Source organism: Buttiauxella ferragutiae (assembly GCF_022637515.1).
Lineage (GTDB): Bacteria > Pseudomonadota > Gammaproteobacteria > Enterobacterales > Enterobacteriaceae > Buttiauxella > Buttiauxella ferragutiae.
Window position 1 is genome coordinate 164,159 of sequence record NZ_CP093332.1, and the last position, 15,723, is coordinate 179,881.

Sequence of the window (15,723 nt, forward strand, 5' to 3'; positions counted from 1 at the left end):
GTCGTTCCTTAAATTTCACGACTAAATAAACGGTAAGCGACCTGGCCTGCGACTTTTTCACGATGCAGCGACCAGCTTGCTGGCACTGCGGGCATGCCATTTTCAACTTCGCTTTCAACGTAAATCAGTGCTTCGTCTGCCAGCCAGCCATTGCTTTCTAACAGCGCTAATGTCTCGTCCAACAACCCTTTGCGGAAAGGCGGATCAACAAACACGATAGTGTGCGGCTCGCCAGGTTGTGCCAGGAAATTGAGCGTATTGGTGTTCACTACTTTTCCATTAGCCGCTTTTAAGGTGGCGAGATTCTTTTGCAACTGTTGCGAAACATGGCGGTCCATCTCCAGCAAGGTAGCGCTGGTGGCGTAACGCGATAAGGCTTCCAGCCCCAGCGCACCGCTTCCGGCAAAGCAGTCCAGCACGGTAGCCTCGACCATTGACGGTGCCAGCCAGTTAAACAGGGTTTCACGTACTCTATCCGTTGTTGGACGCAGGCCAGGGCTGTCTGGGACGGGCAGTTTACGGCCGCGCCATTGGCCGCCAATAATACGGATCTGGCCGGTGCCAGTAGATTGCGGTTTTTTCATGAGACTCACTGCGATGCAATTTCTTGCCGTCTAGTGTAACGGTGTGTGTAAAGCGGGGAAAGTGATAGACTAACGTATTCATTCGATAATTATTTTCAGTGCCCGTGGCAAGCTCAATCGGGCCTGTGCCATGAATTAACAGCGAGGGGTGTGTTCGCAAATGGCGAAAGAGAAAAAACGTGGCTTTTTTTCATGGCTAGGCTTTGGCCAGAAAGAGCAGGCTTCTGAAGCAGAATCAGAACAAAAAGTAACAGAAGAACAAGCAGTTGCCGAAGAAGTTGTTGAGCAGGCTATTGAGCCTGAACAGCCACAAGCGGCGGAAGAAACTGTACAGCCTGACGACGCTAAGCCAGAAATCCAGACAGAGGTTCAACCTGAAATTCAGCCAGTAACTCTGCCTGAAGCCGAACCTGTGGTGCTTGATAAGCACGAAGAGCCCGAAGCCTTCGCAGAAGAGATCGTCGAAGTCACCGAAAAGCTCGCGGAGAGCGAAGTGGTGGTGGTTGAGCCTGAAATCACTCCAGAACCTGAAGTAACGGCACTAGTTGCTGTTGAACACAAAGAGTTGCCGGTTCCAGAAGAGATCGCTCCAGAAATTGAGCCAGTACCGGAGCCAGAAGAGTGGCAGCCGGAGCAAGAGCCAGTTGTTGTTGAAGATATTGTTGAAGATGTTGTTGAGCCTGAGGCGCTTGCTGAACCTGAAGAAGTGACCATTCTTCCGGTAGAAAACGTGGTTGTTGAGGAAGCGCTGATTGAAGCTATTCCTGTTGCTGCCATCGTTGTTGAAGAAGTGCAGGCCGAGCTGGAACCTGAAGAAGCCGAAGAATCTCCGGCTGAAGAAGAACCTCAGCAAGAACAAGAGCCTCAGCAAGAACAAGAAAAACCAACCAAAGAAGGTTTCTTTGCGCGTCTCAAACGCAGCTTAATTAAGACTAAACAGAACCTCGGTTCCGGATTTATCAGTCTATTCCGCGGCAAGAAAATCGACGATGATCTGTTTGAAGAACTCGAAGAGCAGTTGCTTATCGCCGATGTGGGCGTCGAAACCACACGCAAAATCATCACCAATCTGACAGAAGGTGCGAGCCGCAAAGAGTTGCGTGACGCCGAAGCGTTATACGGCCTGCTGAAAGAAGAGATGGGCGAAATCCTCGCGAAAGTCGATGAGCCACTGAAAGTTGAAGGCAAAACACCATTTGTTATCCTGATGGTCGGTGTTAACGGAGTGGGTAAAACCACCACCATCGGCAAACTGGCGCGTCAGTTCCAGCAAGAAGGTAAATCTGTAATGCTGGCAGCGGGTGATACATTCCGTGCCGCAGCGGTAGAACAATTGCAGGTATGGGGCGATCGCAACAATATTCCGGTTATTGCCCAGCATACTGGTGCTGATTCTGCGTCAGTGATTTTCGATGCCATTCAGGCTGCGAAAGCGCGTAACGTCGATGTACTTCTGGCGGATACTGCAGGGCGTTTGCAGAACAAAGCGCACCTGATGGAAGAGCTGAAGAAAATCGTCCGCGTAATGAAAAAACTGGACGAAGATGCACCGCATGAGGTTATGCTCACCCTCGATGCCAGCACGGGTCAGAACGCGATTAGCCAGGCTAAATTGTTCCATGAAGCCGTTGGATTGACAGGCATTACGCTAACCAAACTGGACGGTACAGCCAAAGGCGGCGTGATTTTCTCCGTTGCCGATCAGTTTGGTATTCCGATTCGCTATATTGGCGTCGGCGAGCGTATTGAGGACTTGCGTCCGTTTAATGCGGGCGATTTTATTGAGGCACTTTTTGCCCGAGAGGATTAACCATGATTCGCTTTGAACACGTTAGTAAGGCCTATCTCGGCGGGAGACAAGCGTTGCAGGGAGTGACCTTCCATATGCAACCTGGTGAGATGGCTTTTCTGACCGGTCACTCTGGAGCAGGGAAAAGTACTCTGCTCAAGCTTATCTGCGGTATTGAGCGGCCAAGTGCGGGGAAAATTGCTTTTGGCGGCCATGATATTAGCCGCCTCAAGAGCCGCGAAGTGCCGTTCCTGCGTCGTCAGATTGGCATGATCTTCCAGGATCACCATTTGTTGATGGACAGAACCGTGTACGACAACGTGGCTATCCCGCTGATTATCGCGGGTGCCAGCGGTGAAGACATTCGCCGCCGTGTTTCGGCGGCACTCGATAAAGTCGGCCTGCTCGATAAAGCGAAAAGTTTCCCGATCCAACTCTCTGGTGGTGAACAACAGCGTGTGGGGATTGCCCGCGCGGTTGTGAATAAGCCCGCTGTGTTGCTGGCAGATGAACCAACCGGTAACCTTGATGATGCACTCTCGGAAGGGATTTTACGTCTGTTCGAGGAATTTAACCGCGTCGGCGTAACGGTTCTGATGGCGACGCACGATATGGGGCTGATTTCCCGCCGTAACTATCGCATGTTGACGTTAAGTGACGGCCATTTGCATGGAGGCCTGGCAGGTGAATAAACGCAGCGCGCTCAATCATATAAAGCGCTTCAGCAACAGGCTGGATAAAATCAACTCGCTGAGTAAGTTAGGGGATTTAGGCCGCTCGGTGAAAAAACGCGGCAAAGGGCCTCAGTCGAAAAGTAAATCGCTCAAAGGCGGCGTAAACGAACAATTCCGTTACGCCTGGCAGGGTGCTTTACAAGACCTGCGCAGCAAGCCTTTAGCCACCTTCCTGACGGTGATGGTGATTGCCATTTCCCTGACGTTGCCAAGCGTGTGCTACATGGTTTACAAGAACGTCAATCAGGCCGCTACGCAATATTATCCTTCCCCGCAAATCACCGTTTATCTCGACAAAGCGCTCGATGATAACGCCGCGCAGCAAGTCGTCGGCGCGATTCAGGCGGAAGAGGGCGTCGATAAAGTTAACTATCTTTCGCGTGACGAAGCGCTGGGTGAGTTCCGCAACTGGTCGGGCTTTGGTGGCGCGCTGGATATGCTGGAAGAAAACCCGCTGCCTGCGGTTGCGGTGGTGAATCCAAAACTCGACTTCCAGACTACCGACCATCTGAATACCTTGCGTGACCGCGTGGCACGGATTAACGGTGTCGATGAAGTCCGTATGGATGACAGCTGGTTTGCTCGTCTTGCCTCGCTGACCGGTCTTGTGGGGCGTGTCGCAGCAATGATTGGCGTGTTGATGGTTGCAGCGGTGTTCCTGGTGATTGGTAACAGCGTACGTCTGAGCATCTTTGCCCGTCGCGACACCATCAACGTGCAAAAACTGATTGGTGCTACCGATGGATTTATCCTGCGCCCGTTCCTGTACGGTGGTGCACTGTTAGGTTTCAGCGGCGCATTTTTGTCGCTGATTCTGACTGAAATTCTGGTGTGGCGATTGTCCTCTGCGGTCACGCAAGTCGCACAAGTATTTGGCACTAAGTTTGACCTCACGGGCTTAGGTTTCGACGAATGCTTGCTGTTGCTGCTGGTGGCGTCGATGAGCGGTTGGCTGGCGGCGTGGATCGCGACCGTGCAACATTTACGTCGTTTTACCCCAGAGTAAAAATTTTTTGATATACTTGTCCCCTGCTACGAAGTACCCGTCAGCAGGGGACACGCTCCCACCTCGGTTAGTGTTTCTCCTGCCCAGTTTCATAGCTCTGTCACATTTTGTGTGTAATACAAGCACAGCTTTACAGTGAACTTGTGGATAACCTCACTGTCTGAGGTTACTGTGAATGGTACGGTTTGGCGCCTGGCGAATAGCCTGGTGCAGCAAGATTGTAGCAACCTGTACTTTAGTTTCTAAGAGAGGGTTTGAATGACCAAAGAAATGCAAAATTTAGCTTTAGCCCCTGTTGGTAACCTGGAATCTTATATCCGGGCCGCTAATTCCTGGCCGATGTTAACGGCTGAGGAAGAGAAGGAGCTGGCTGAAAAGCTGCATTACCAGGGCGATCTGGAAGCAGCGAAAAGGCTGATCCTGTCTCACCTGCGCTTTGTTGTTCATATCGCTCGTAATTACTCGGGCTATGGCTTGCCGCAGGCTGACTTGATTCAGGAAGGCAACATCGGCCTGATGAAGGCTGTGCGCCGCTTTAACCCGGAAGTGGGTGTCCGTCTGGTGTCGTTTGCTGTGCACTGGATTAAAGCTGAAATTCACGAATACGTGCTGCGTAACTGGCGTATTGTGAAAGTGGCAACCACTAAAGCACAACGTAAGTTGTTCTTTAACCTGCGTAAAACCAAGCAACGTCTGGGTTGGTTCAACCAGGACGAAGTGGAAATGGTCGCCAACGAGCTGGGGGTTTCCAGCAAAGATGTCCGTGAAATGGAATCGCGCATGGCGGCGCAGGACATGACGTTCGACATGGGCAACGACGACGATTCAGACAGCGCGCCAATGGCTCCTGTGCTGTTCTTGCAGGATAAGTCTTCTAACTTTGCCGATGGCATTGAAGACGACAACTGGGAATCGCACGCGGCTGATAAACTCAGCGATGCCATGCTAGGTCTGGATGAACGCAGCCAGGATATTATCCGTGCCCGTTGGCTTGATGAAGACAACAAAAGCACGCTGCAAGAACTGGCCGACCGTTACGGCGTTTCCGCTGAGCGTGTACGCCAGCTTGAAAAGAACGCGATGAAAAAACTGCGCATGGCCATCGAAGCGTAAGTTATTTCGTCAGATAAAAAACCGCCTTCCGGGGCGGTTTTTTTATGCCTGTCACTTTCCCATTCAACTTGTGAAAAAATTGTTATTCCAAAAGCCGCAAATTCGGGTATGTTTTTAACTCTGAGTGCGGCGAAGGCACACGCGGTATTCGTCAATCAAAAATAAAACCGTGCCAAAACAACACAACAAATACCAATCACAACAAAAATGGGGATCTCAGGATGAAAATGAAGGGCAAAGCATTATTGGCTGGTTGTATTGCACTTGCGATGAGCAACGCGGCATTTGCGAAGGATATCAAAGTAGCGGTAGTTGGGGCGATGTCTGGCCCGGTTGCACAATATGGCGACCAGGAATTTACCGGTGCAGAACAAGCGGTTGCAGATATTAATGCCAAAGGCGGCATCAAAGGCGACAAACTGGTTATCACCAAATACGACGACGCTTGTGACCCGAAACAAGCGGTAGCGGTCGCCAACAAAGTGGTTAACGATGGCATCAAATACGTTATCGGCCACCTGTGTTCTTCTTCCACTCAGCCTGCGTCTGACATCTACGAGGACGAAGGCATTCTGATGATTACCCCGGCGGCAACAGCACCTGAGCTGACTGCGCGTGGTTACAAACTGACAATGCGTACTACCGGCCTGGATTCTGATCAGGGCCCAACGGCGGCAAAATACATTCTTGATCACGTAAAACCGAAAAACATCGCGATCATTCATGACAAACAACAGTACGGCGAAGGCCTGGCTCGCTCTGTTCAGGACAACCTGAAAAAAGGCGGCGCAAACGTAGTGTTCTTTGACGGTATCACTGCCGGCGAGAAAGACTTCTCCACGCTGGTAGCGCGTCTGAAGAAAGAAAGCATCGACTTCGTGTATTACGGTGGTTACCACCCAGAAATGGGCCAGATCCTGCGTCAGTCTCGCGCAGCAGGCCTGAAAACTCAGTTCATGGGGCCAGAAGGTGTGGCAAACGTTTCTCTGTCTAACATCGCCGGCGAATCTGCTGAAGGCTTGTTAGTCACCAAACCTAAGAACTACGACCAGGTTCCTGCGAACAAACCAGTTGTGGATGCCATCAAAGCGAAGAAACAAGACCCAAGTGGCGCATTCGTCTGGACAACCTACGCAGCGCTGCAATCTCTGGCTGCGGGCCTGAACAAGTCAGAAGATCCGGCTGAAATCGCTACTTATCTGAAAGGCGCTTCTGTGGAAACCGTAATGGGTCCATTGAGCTGGGATGCGAAAGGGGATTTGAAAGGCTTTGAGTTTGGCGTGTTTACCTGGCATGCCAACGGTACAGCGACTGACGCTAAGTAAGTTTTACAATACCCGCTCTTGTAGAGCGGGTATTTTGCTGGATGACGCTGGCGCTTATCCACCCTACAGGGCACGGTTTTCGTAGGTCGGATAAGCGCCAGCGTCATCCGACGCATTCATCTCATTTCCCCCAACCACCACTTTGCTCCGCAAACCCTACCGCCCGCATAAACGCCGTCATAACATCACGCTCTTCCACACCAACGTCACTCATCCACCAACTGGTGATGCCTGGGTTATCGCGAATCACCTCTTCGACTAAATACTGCCCAACGCCACGACGACGGGTAATTTCACGTACCCGCAGCGAATCTAAAGCGCCTTCGGCACCCGCAAGTGTGACGCGTACCGCGCCTAATAGCCGATCGTTAAATTTTGCCGCGTAAATACGGTGGGCGTCACTAAGAGCCAGTGAGGCGCTGGAATATTCCGGCCAGATCTTTGCAAGATCAATCTTATCCTGAGCACTACACTCAAACAGACGAATGATGGTGAGTTTCATAAGCGAGCTAACCAAAAAGCGGGAAAACCCCGAGTGTAACCAATTTATTTGCGTCAGACGCTTTATCTTTTATCTGCCATATACCAGACGATTAATTTTTGCCTCAAACGTATGCCAGTTTGATAAGTGGTGGATTGAAAAATGGCCAGTATAAAACCCTAAAACCTAGTGTTTTATTCCGCTCTTTGTATCGCTATTTTATGCTGAAAAAGGTGCTTTTTTTTGTTTAACTATCATCAAATACAGAATAATATCTTTGCTTAATAGCCTGAAAAATAGAGAGTTTAGCCTTAAATATTGTAAATATTAACGCTAAGCCCTTAACGACACTCATAAAAATGGCTAAAGGTTGAAAAGTGAACAGCATGCTTTTTGACCATAATAAAACCACAAAATCACGATAAATGGGGATTCAAAGAATGAAAGTAAACGCGAAGACATTACTCGCCGGGTTTGTTGCTTTGGCGGTGTCTCACGCGGCAGCGGCAGCAGACATTAAGGTTGCGGTTGTTGGTGCTATGTCAGGGCCGGTTGCGCAGTGGGGCGACATGGAATTCAACGGTGCTCGCCAGGCAATCAAAGACATCAACGCTAAAGGCGGCATCAAAGGCGACAAACTTGTTGCGGTTGAATACGATGATGCTTGTGACCCGAAACAAGCCGTTGCGGTTGCCAACAAAATCGTCAACGACGGTGTGCGTTACGTTATCGGCCACCTCTGCTCCTCTTCTACTCAGCCAGCGTCTGATATCTACGAAGACGAAGGCATTCTGATGATTACCCCTGGTGCGACTAACCCAGAGCTGACAAGCCGCGGCTACAAAATGATTATGCGTACCGCTGGCCTGGATTCTTCTCAGGGCCCAACCGCCTCTAAATACATTCTTGAAACCGTGAAGCCAAAGCGCATCGCCATCATTCATGACAAACAGCAGTACGGCGAAGGCCTGGCGCGCTCTGTACAAGATGGCCTGAAAAAAGGCGGCGCGGACATCGTCTTCTTCGACGGGATCACCGCGGGCGACAAAGATTTCTCCACGCTGGTTGCGCGTCTGCAAAAAGAAAACATCGACTTCGTTTACTACGGCGGTTACTACCCGGAAATGGGTCAGATCCTGCGTCAGGCGCGTGCTGTTGGCCTGAAAACCCAGTTTATGGGACCAGAAGGTGTGGGTAACGCATCGCTGTCCAACATCGCGGGTGCGGCGGGTGAAGGGATGTTAGTCACCATGCCAAAACGCTATGACCAGGACCCGGCGAACAAAGTTATCGTTGATGAACTGAAAGCTGAGAAGAAAGATCCAAGCGGCCCGTATGTGTGGATCACCTACGCTGCGGTGCAATCTCTGGCGACCTCGCTTGAGCGTACTGGTAGTGAAGAACCTGCTGATTTAATTAAAGACTTAAAAGAAAACGGTGCGAAAACCGTGATTGGGCCGCTGAACTGGGATGAGAAAGGCGATCTGAAGGGATTTGAATTTGGTGTCTTCCAGTGGCATGCCGACGGTTCGTCCTCTGTGGCGAAGTAACGGCTGATAATTCTGGGTCATCCCTCCTCTCCGGCGGCTATGCGCTGGAGGGGAAATAAATAAGGTTATTGTATGTCCGAGCAGTTCCTCTACTTCCTGCAGCAGATGTTTAACGGCGTCACGCTGGGCAGCACTTATGCGTTGATTGCCATCGGTTACACCATGGTTTACGGCATTATCGGCATGATCAACTTCGCCCACGGCGAGGTGTATATGATTGGCAGCTATGTCTCGTTCATGATCATCGCAGCGCTGATGATGCTGGGCATTGATGTGGGCTGGATGCTGGTCGGCGCCGGTTTCATTGGCGCGATTGTTATTGCCAGTGCTTACGGCTGGAGCATCGAACGTGTCGCGTATAAACCGGTGCGTAACTCTAAGCGACTGATTGCACTGATCTCTGCTATCGGGATGTCGATCTTCCTGCAAAACTACGTCAGCCTCACTGAAGGTTCACGCGATATCGCACTGCCAAGCCTGTTTAACGGCCAGTGGGTGGTGGGTGCCAGCGAAAACTTCACTGCAACCATTACCACCATGCAGCTGGTTATTTGGGTCGTGACGTTCATCGCGATGCTGGCACTGACGCTATTTATTCGTTACTCACGCATGGGGCGTGCGTGCCGTGCGTGTGCAGAAGATTTGAAAATGGCGAGCCTGCTCGGTATCAACACCGACCGCGTTATCTCCCTGACCTTCGTGATTGGCGCTGCTATGGCGGCGGTAGCGGGCGTTCTGCTCGGCCAATTCTACGGCGTTATCAACCCATACATCGGCTTTATGGCCGGGATGAAAGCCTTCACCGCAGCGGTTCTTGGTGGTATCGGCAGTATTCCTGGCGCGATGATTGGTGGCCTGATTTTAGGTGTTGCAGAAGCGCTGACCTCGGCGTATCTGAGCACCGAATATAAAGATGTTGTCTCCTTTGCACTGCTCATCGTGGTTCTGTTGGTGATGCCAACCGGTATCCTGGGCCGTCCGGAGGTAGAAAAAGTATGAAACCGATGCATGTTGTTCTTGCGCTGCTTTCGGCGGCGATATTTTTCGTGCTGGCGGGCGTCTTTATGGGCGTTCAGCTGAGTCTCGATGGGACTAAACTTGTCGTTCACAGTGCGGAAACGGTGCGCTGGGAGTGGGTTCTGATTGGTACGGCGATTGTCTTCGTCTTCCAGTTGCTGCGCCCTGCATTCCAGAAAGGCATGAAAAAAGTCTCCGGACCGAAGTTTGTGCTGCCTGCGTTAGACGGTTCTACGCCGAAGCAAAAACTGTTCCTGTTGGCGCTGCTGGTGCTCGCGGTTGCGTGGCCGTTTGTGGTTTCACGCGGCACGGTCGACATCGCCACGCTGACCATGATTTATATCATTCTCGGCCTGGGCCTGAACGTGGTGGTGGGGTTGTCCGGCTTGCTGGTTCTGGGCTATGGCGGTTTTTATGCCATCGGCGCTTATACCTTCGCGTTGCTCAACCATTATTACGGCTTAGGGTTCTGGACGTGCTTGCCAATCGCGGGCCTGGTGTCTGCGGCGGCGGGTTTCCTGCTCGGCTTCCCGGTGCTGCGTTTACGCGGTGACTACCTGGCGATTGTGACGCTCGGCTTTGGTGAAATCGTCCGTATTTTACTGCTTAACAACACCGAAATTACTGGTGGGCCGAACGGTATCAGCCAGATCCCAAAACCAACGTTGTTTGGTCTGGAATTCAGCCGTAGCGCGCGTGAAGGGGGTTGGGATACCTTTAGCAACTTCTTCAACGTTGCGTATAACCCCGGTGACCGCATTATCTTCCTGTACCTCGTCGCGTTGCTATTAGTGGTGTTGTCGCTGTTTGTGATTAACCGCTTGCTGCGTATGCCGCTCGGTCGCGCATGGGAAGCATTGCGTGAAGACGAAATCGCCTGCCGCTCGCTGGGCCTGAACCCGACGCGCATCAAACTGACCGCCTTTACCATCAGCGCCGCGTTCGCAGGCTTTGCCGGTACGCTGTTTGCGGCCCGTCAGGGCTTTGTGAGCCCGGAATCCTTCACCTTTGCCGAATCTGCATTCGTGCTGGCGATCGTCGTGCTAGGCGGTATGGGCTCGCAATTTGCCGTTATCCTCGCCGCAGTCCTGTTGGTGGTGTCACGCGAACTGATGCGTGATCTCAACGAATACAGCATGCTGGTGCTCGGTGGCCTGATGGTGCTGATGATGATCTGGCGTCCACAAGGCTTGCTGCCAATGTCACGCCCTCAGTTGAAGCTTAAAAAAGAGCAAGTGGAACAAGTGAAAGGAGAGCAGGCATGAGTCAGCCATTGTTATCCGTAAACGGCTTGATGATGCGTTTTGGCGGCCTGCTCGCCGTAAACAATGTTTCTCTGGAACTGCATCCACAAGAAATTGTTTCGTTAATCGGCCCGAACGGTGCCGGTAAAACCACGGTATTTAACTGCCTGACCGGTTTTTACAAGCCATCAGGCGGTACGATTCTGTTGCGCGACCAGCACCTTGAAGGTCTGCCAGGCCAACAAATCGCGCGGATGGGTGTGGTGCGTACTTTCCAGCACGTGCGTCTGTTCCGTGAAATGACCGTGATTGAAAACTTGCTGGTGGCTCAACATCAGCAACTGAAAACCGGCGTGTTTGCTGGTTTACTGAAAACACCTGCTTTCCGCCGCTCACAAAGCGAAGCGCTGGATCGTGCAGCCATCTGGCTTGACCGTATCGGTCTGCTTGAGCAGGCCAACCGCCAGGCAAGCAACCTTGCGTATGGCGATCAGCGTCGCCTGGAGATTGCGCGTTGTATGGTGACGCAACCAGAAATCCTGATGCTCGATGAACCCGCCGCAGGCCTTAACCCGAAAGAAACCCACGAACTCGACGAGTTAATCATGGAGTTACGTAACCACCACAACACCACCGTGCTGTTAATCGAGCACGACATGAAACTGGTCATGGGCATTTCTGACAGGATTTACGTGGTAAACCAGGGGACGCCGCTTGCGAACGGCACACCGGAACAAATCCGGAATAACCCTGACGTAATCCGCGCGTATCTGGGTGAAGCATAAGAATGGGTGAGGCAAAGATGGAAAATATCATGTTGTCATTTAACCAGGTGAGCGCCCATTACGGAAAAATCCAGGCGCTTCACGGGGTCAGTCTGCATATTAAACAGGGCGAAATCGTCACTCTGATTGGTGCGAACGGTGCGGGCAAAACCACGCTGTTGGGTACACTGTGCGGTGACCCGCGCGCATCCAGCGGCAAGATTACCTTTGATGGCAAAGACATCACCGACTGGCACACCGCTCGCATCATGCGTGAAGCGGTGGCGATTGTGCCGGAAGGCCGCCGTGTGTTTTCACGTATGACGGTGGAAGAAAACCTGGCGATGGGCGGCTTCTTCGCGGAACGCGACCAGTATCATGAACGCATCCAACGCGTATACGAACTGTTCCCGCGCCTGCTGGAACGCCGTATTCAACGTGCGGGAACCATGTCCGGCGGTGAACAGCAAATGCTGGCGATTGGCCGTGCGCTGATGAGCCAACCGCGCTTACTGCTGCTGGACGAGCCGTCGCTTGGCCTCGCGCCAATCATCATTCAGCAGATTTTCGATACCATCGAGCAGCTGCGCAGCGAAGGCATGACCATCTTCCTCGTCGAGCAGAACGCCAACCAGGCGCTGAAACTCGCTGACCGTGGCTACGTGCTGGAAAACGGCCACGTGGTACTGGAAGACACCGGCGACGCGCTGCTGGCTAACGAAGCGGTGCGTAGCGCCTACCTCGGCGGCTAAATTATCGCTTAATCAACAAGGAGCCGTTTGGCTCCTTTTTTATGACAATACTCCGATCACCACTTTCCCTTCACCTCACTGTAACAATTCTGTCACCCCACGGTTATTTTTCTGTCATTCGCGCATGTCATGTTTTGATGCGAACAAAAACGCGTATTTTCGCGCAGTGACCTAATGACAACCTCCAGGGATATACACATGACTGCATCGTTACGACTCACAACACTTTGCCTTGCGCTTGGATGCGTACTTAGCAGCAGCGCTATCGCCGCCACCTCCATTCCGTTCTGGCATTCAATGGAAGGTGAGCTGGGCAAAGAAGTCGATTCACTGGCTCAACGCTTCAACCAGACGCACCCTGATTACAAAATTGTCCCGGTGTATAAAGGTAATTACGAACAAAACCTGGCGGCAGGGATTGCGGCTTTCCGTTCGGGCAATGCGCCAGCCATTTTGCAGGTTTATGAAGTGGGTACGGCGACCATGATGGCCTCGAAAGCCATCAAGCCGGTATATGAAGTTTTTAGCGATGCAGGCATTAAGTTCGACGAATCTCAGTTTGTGCCAACGGTTTCCGGTTACTACACCGATTCAAAAACCGGGCGTCTGCTCTCCCAACCATTTAACAGCTCCACGCCAGTTCTGTATTACAACAAAGACGCCTTTAAGAAAGCTGGCCTGAACCCGGATCAGCCACCAAAAACCTGGCAAGACCTGGCCGAGTACACCGCCAAACTTAAAGCGGCAGGCATGAAATGCGGTTATGCCAGTGGCTGGCAAGGCTGGATTCAAATCGAAAACTTCAGCGCCTGGAACGGCCTGCCGGTTGCCACCAAAAACAACGGTTTTGATGGCACCGATGCGGTTCTGGAATTCAACAAACCCGAGCAAGTGAAACACATTGCGATGCTGGAAGAGCTGAACAAGAAGGGCGATTTCAGCTACTTTGGCCGCAAAGATGAATCTACCGAAAAGTTCTACAGCGGGGATTGCGCCATCACCACCGCGTCTTCTGGCTCGCTGGCTGATATCCGTCAATACGCCAAATTCAACTACGGCGTGGGCATGATGCCTTACGACGCAACCATCCCGAATGCGCCACAAAACGCCATTATCGGCGGGGCAAGTTTGTGGGTGATGCAGGGTAAAGACGCCACGACTTACAAAGGCGTTGCCGAGTTTATGCAGTTCCTCACTCAACCAGAAATTGCGGCTGAATGGCACCAGAAAACCGGTTACTTACCTATCACTAAAGCTGCTTACGACCTGACGCGTGAACAAGGCTTTTACGAGAAAAACCCAGGTGCTGATATCGCCACGCGCCAGATGCTGAACAAGCCGCCATTGCCGTTCACTAAAGGCTTGCGTCTGGGCAACATGCCGCAGATTCGTGCCGTTGTGGATGAAGAGCTGGAATCGGTATGGACCGGCAAGAAAACCCCTCAGCAAGCATTAGATAGCGCGGTTGAGCGTGGTAATCAGTTGCTGCGCCGTTTCGAGCAATCGACTAAGTCCTGATAAACAACCCTCACCCTAACCCTCTCCCTGAGGGCGAGGGGACTTTCTTTTCCCCCTCTCCTGGGGGAGAGGGTCGGGGTGAGGGCGACAATGCTATTTATAAGAGTCACGCTATGTCATCTTCTCGTCCGGTGTTCCGTTCCGGCTGGCTGCCGTATGCGCTAGTGCTGCCGCAACTGCTTATCACCATTATCTTTTTTATTTGGCCTGCGGGCGAAGCGTTGTGGTATTCACTGCAAAATGTCGATCCGTTTGGGCTTTCAAGCACGTTTGTTGGCCTGGAAAATTTCAAACAACTCTTCCATGACAGCTACTATCTTGACTCTTTCTATACCACCTTAATTTTCAGTGGATTAGTCGCTGGCAGCGGTTTGCTGGTGTCGCTGTTTTTCGCCGCGCTCACGGATTACGTCATTCGTGGCAGCCGAATTTACCAAACGTTAATGCTGCTGCCGTATGCGGTGGCTCCGGCGATTGCTGCCGTACTGTGGATTTTCCTGTTTAACCCCGGGCGCGGCCTGCTAACTCACGTGCTTGAGCAGTTTGGTTACCACTGGAACCACGCACAAAACAGCGGCCAGGCGATGTTCCTCGTGGTGTTTGCCTCGGTGTGGAAGCAAATCAGCTACAACTTCCTGTTCTTCTTTGCGGCGTTACAGTCGATTCCGCGTTCGTTGATTGAAGCTGCTTCTATTGACGGGGCAGGCCCGGTACGGCGCTTCTTCAAGCTGTCGTTACCGCTGATTGCGCCGGTGAGTTTCTTCCTGCTGGTGGTTAATCTGGTGTACGCCTTTTTCGATACCTTTCCGGTTATTGACGCCGCGACCGGCGGTGGACCAGTACAAGCGACGACCACGCTTATCTACAAAATTTATCGCGAAGGTTTTGCCGGACTCGATCTTTCCGCGTCGGCGGCGCAATCCGTGGTGTTGATGTTCTTAGTCATCATCCTGACCGTGATTCAGTTCCGCTTCGTGGAACGTAAGGTGCGCTACCAATGATTGAGAACCGCCGCGGGCTGACGATTTTCAGCCACACGATGCTGATTCTGGGCATTATCGTGATTTTGTTCCCACTGTATGTCGCGTTTGTCGCGGCGACACTGGATAACGAAGCCGTCTTCCAGACGCCGATGACGCTGATTCCAGGTACGCATCTGCTGGAAAACATGTCTTATATCTGGACGCACGGCGTCGGTGCCAACAGTGCGCCGTTTGGCCTGATGCTACTAAACAGTTTTGTCATGGCGATGGTCATCACCATTGGCAAAATCACTGTCTCAATGCTTTCAGCCTTTGCGATTGTCTGGTTCCGCTTCCCGTTCCGTAACCTGTTCTTCTGGATGATTTTTATCACCCTGATGCTGCCGGTTGAAGTGCGTATTTTCCCGACGGTAGAAGTTATCGCAAACCTCAAAATGCTCGACAGCTACACCGGCCTGACGCTGCCGTTAATGGCTTCGGCAACCGCTACTTTTTTGTTCCGCCAGTTCTTTATGACGCTTCCCGACGAGTTAATGGAAGCGGCACGTATCGACGGCGCATCGCCGATGCGCTTCTTCCGTGACATCGTTTTGCCGCTCTCAAAAACTAATCTCGCAGCACTCTTTGTCATCACCTTTATCTACGGCTGGAACCAGTATCTCTGGCCGCTGCTGATTATTAGCGACGTCAACCTTGGCACCGCCGTGGCGGGTATTAAAGGCATGATGTCTTCCGGTGAAGGCTCCACCCAGTGGAACCAGGTGATGGCGGCGATGCTGCTGACGCTGATTCCGCCGGTAATTATCGTTTTAGCCATGCAACGAGCGTTCGTGCGTGGCCTTGTTGATAGTGAGAAGTAACCC

Annotated in this window: 15 protein-coding genes; 13 read left to right on the plus strand and 2 right to left on the minus strand. The window is 52.0% G+C overall.

Going from position 1 to position 15,723, the window contains the following annotated elements:
* Positions 1–8 precede the first annotated feature (8 nt).
* Positions 9–584: a 16S rRNA (guanine(966)-N(2))-methyltransferase gene (gene rsmD / locus MNO13_RS00700; RefSeq protein WP_064542324.1), complete on the minus strand. Its 576-nt coding sequence runs from the start codon at positions 582–584 to the stop codon at positions 9–11.
* 160 nt (positions 585–744) lie between these two features.
* Between rsmD and ftsY the strand changes: the two genes are divergently transcribed.
* The 5 genes from ftsY to MNO13_RS00725 all read left to right on the plus strand — a co-directional run bounded on the left by ftsY (position 745) and on the right by MNO13_RS00725 (position 6,551).
* A complete protein-coding gene (gene ftsY / locus MNO13_RS00705; protein ID WP_241939425.1) occupies positions 745–2,394 on the plus strand; it encodes a signal recognition particle-docking protein FtsY in 1,650 nt (549 codons plus the stop codon).
* Between the two features lie 2 nt (positions 2,395–2,396).
* Positions 2,397–3,065, plus strand: coding sequence for a cell division ATP-binding protein FtsE (ftsE, locus tag MNO13_RS00710; RefSeq protein ID WP_064542330.1), 669 nt, complete (start codon positions 2,397–2,399; stop codon positions 3,063–3,065).
* On the plus strand, positions 3,043–4,113 hold the full coding sequence (ftsX, locus tag MNO13_RS00715) for a permease-like cell division protein FtsX (protein ID WP_269811582.1): 1,071 nt from the start codon (positions 3,043–3,045) through the stop codon (positions 4,111–4,113). The genes ftsE and ftsX overlap by 23 nt, the downstream gene beginning before the upstream one ends.
* A gap of 258 nt (positions 4,114–4,371) precedes the next feature.
* Positions 4,372–5,226, plus strand: coding sequence for an RNA polymerase sigma factor RpoH (gene rpoH, locus MNO13_RS00720; protein WP_034499532.1), 855 nt, complete (start codon positions 4,372–4,374; stop codon positions 5,224–5,226).
* Positions 5,227–5,447: 221 nt separating this feature from the next.
* Complete coding sequence (locus MNO13_RS00725) at positions 5,448–6,551, plus strand: branched-chain amino acid ABC transporter substrate-binding protein (RefSeq protein WP_064542333.1); 1,104 nt, start codon at positions 5,448–5,450, stop codon at positions 6,549–6,551.
* Between the two features lie 121 nt (positions 6,552–6,672).
* Here MNO13_RS00725 and panM read toward each other — a convergent pair whose 3' ends face one another.
* Positions 6,673–7,053, minus strand: coding sequence for an aspartate 1-decarboxylase autocleavage activator PanM (gene panM, locus MNO13_RS00730; protein ID WP_064542336.1), 381 nt, complete (start codon positions 7,051–7,053; stop codon positions 6,673–6,675).
* A gap of 419 nt (positions 7,054–7,472) precedes the next feature.
* On the opposite strand from panM, the gene livK reads away from it, so the two are divergent.
* The 8 genes from livK (at position 7,473) to ugpE (ending at position 15,720) form a co-directional block, all read left to right on the plus strand.
* Positions 7,473–8,582 (plus strand): high-affinity branched-chain amino acid ABC transporter substrate-binding protein LivK, encoded by a 1,110-nt coding sequence (livK, locus tag MNO13_RS00735; RefSeq protein WP_121814691.1) that lies wholly within the window; start codon positions 7,473–7,475, stop codon positions 8,580–8,582.
* A gap of 72 nt (positions 8,583–8,654) precedes the next feature.
* Positions 8,655–9,581, plus strand: a complete 927-nt coding sequence (gene livH, locus MNO13_RS00740; RefSeq protein ID WP_121814692.1) for a high-affinity branched-chain amino acid ABC transporter permease LivH — start codon at positions 8,655–8,657, stop codon at positions 9,579–9,581.
* Positions 9,578–10,864, plus strand: a complete 1,287-nt coding sequence (locus tag MNO13_RS00745; protein ID WP_064542345.1) for a high-affinity branched-chain amino acid ABC transporter permease LivM — start codon at positions 9,578–9,580, stop codon at positions 10,862–10,864. The genes livH and MNO13_RS00745 overlap by 4 nt, the downstream gene beginning before the upstream one ends.
* A complete protein-coding gene (gene livG / locus MNO13_RS00750) occupies positions 10,861–11,628 on the plus strand; it encodes a high-affinity branched-chain amino acid ABC transporter ATP-binding protein LivG (protein WP_121814693.1) in 768 nt (255 codons plus the stop codon). The genes MNO13_RS00745 and livG overlap by 4 nt, the downstream gene beginning before the upstream one ends.
* Positions 11,629–11,645: 17 nt before the next feature.
* The gene (livF, locus tag MNO13_RS00755) at positions 11,646–12,359 is read left to right on the plus strand and encodes a high-affinity branched-chain amino acid ABC transporter ATP-binding protein LivF (RefSeq protein WP_064542553.1); all 714 of its coding nucleotides are present in this window, start codon (positions 11,646–11,648) and stop codon (positions 12,357–12,359) included.
* A 198-nt stretch (positions 12,360–12,557) separates the two neighbouring features.
* Positions 12,558–13,877, plus strand: a complete 1,320-nt coding sequence (gene ugpB, locus MNO13_RS00760) for a sn-glycerol-3-phosphate ABC transporter substrate-binding protein UgpB (protein WP_237931746.1) — start codon at positions 12,558–12,560, stop codon at positions 13,875–13,877.
* A 113-nt stretch (positions 13,878–13,990) separates the two neighbouring features.
* Positions 13,991–14,878 (plus strand): sn-glycerol-3-phosphate ABC transporter permease UgpA, encoded by an 888-nt coding sequence (gene ugpA, locus MNO13_RS00765; RefSeq protein WP_121814694.1) that lies wholly within the window; start codon positions 13,991–13,993, stop codon positions 14,876–14,878.
* Complete coding sequence (ugpE, locus tag MNO13_RS00770) at positions 14,875–15,720, plus strand: sn-glycerol-3-phosphate ABC transporter permease UgpE (RefSeq protein ID WP_064542356.1); 846 nt, start codon at positions 14,875–14,877, stop codon at positions 15,718–15,720. Before ugpA ends, ugpE begins: the two co-directional genes overlap by 4 nt.
* Positions 15,721–15,723 lie beyond the last annotated feature (3 nt).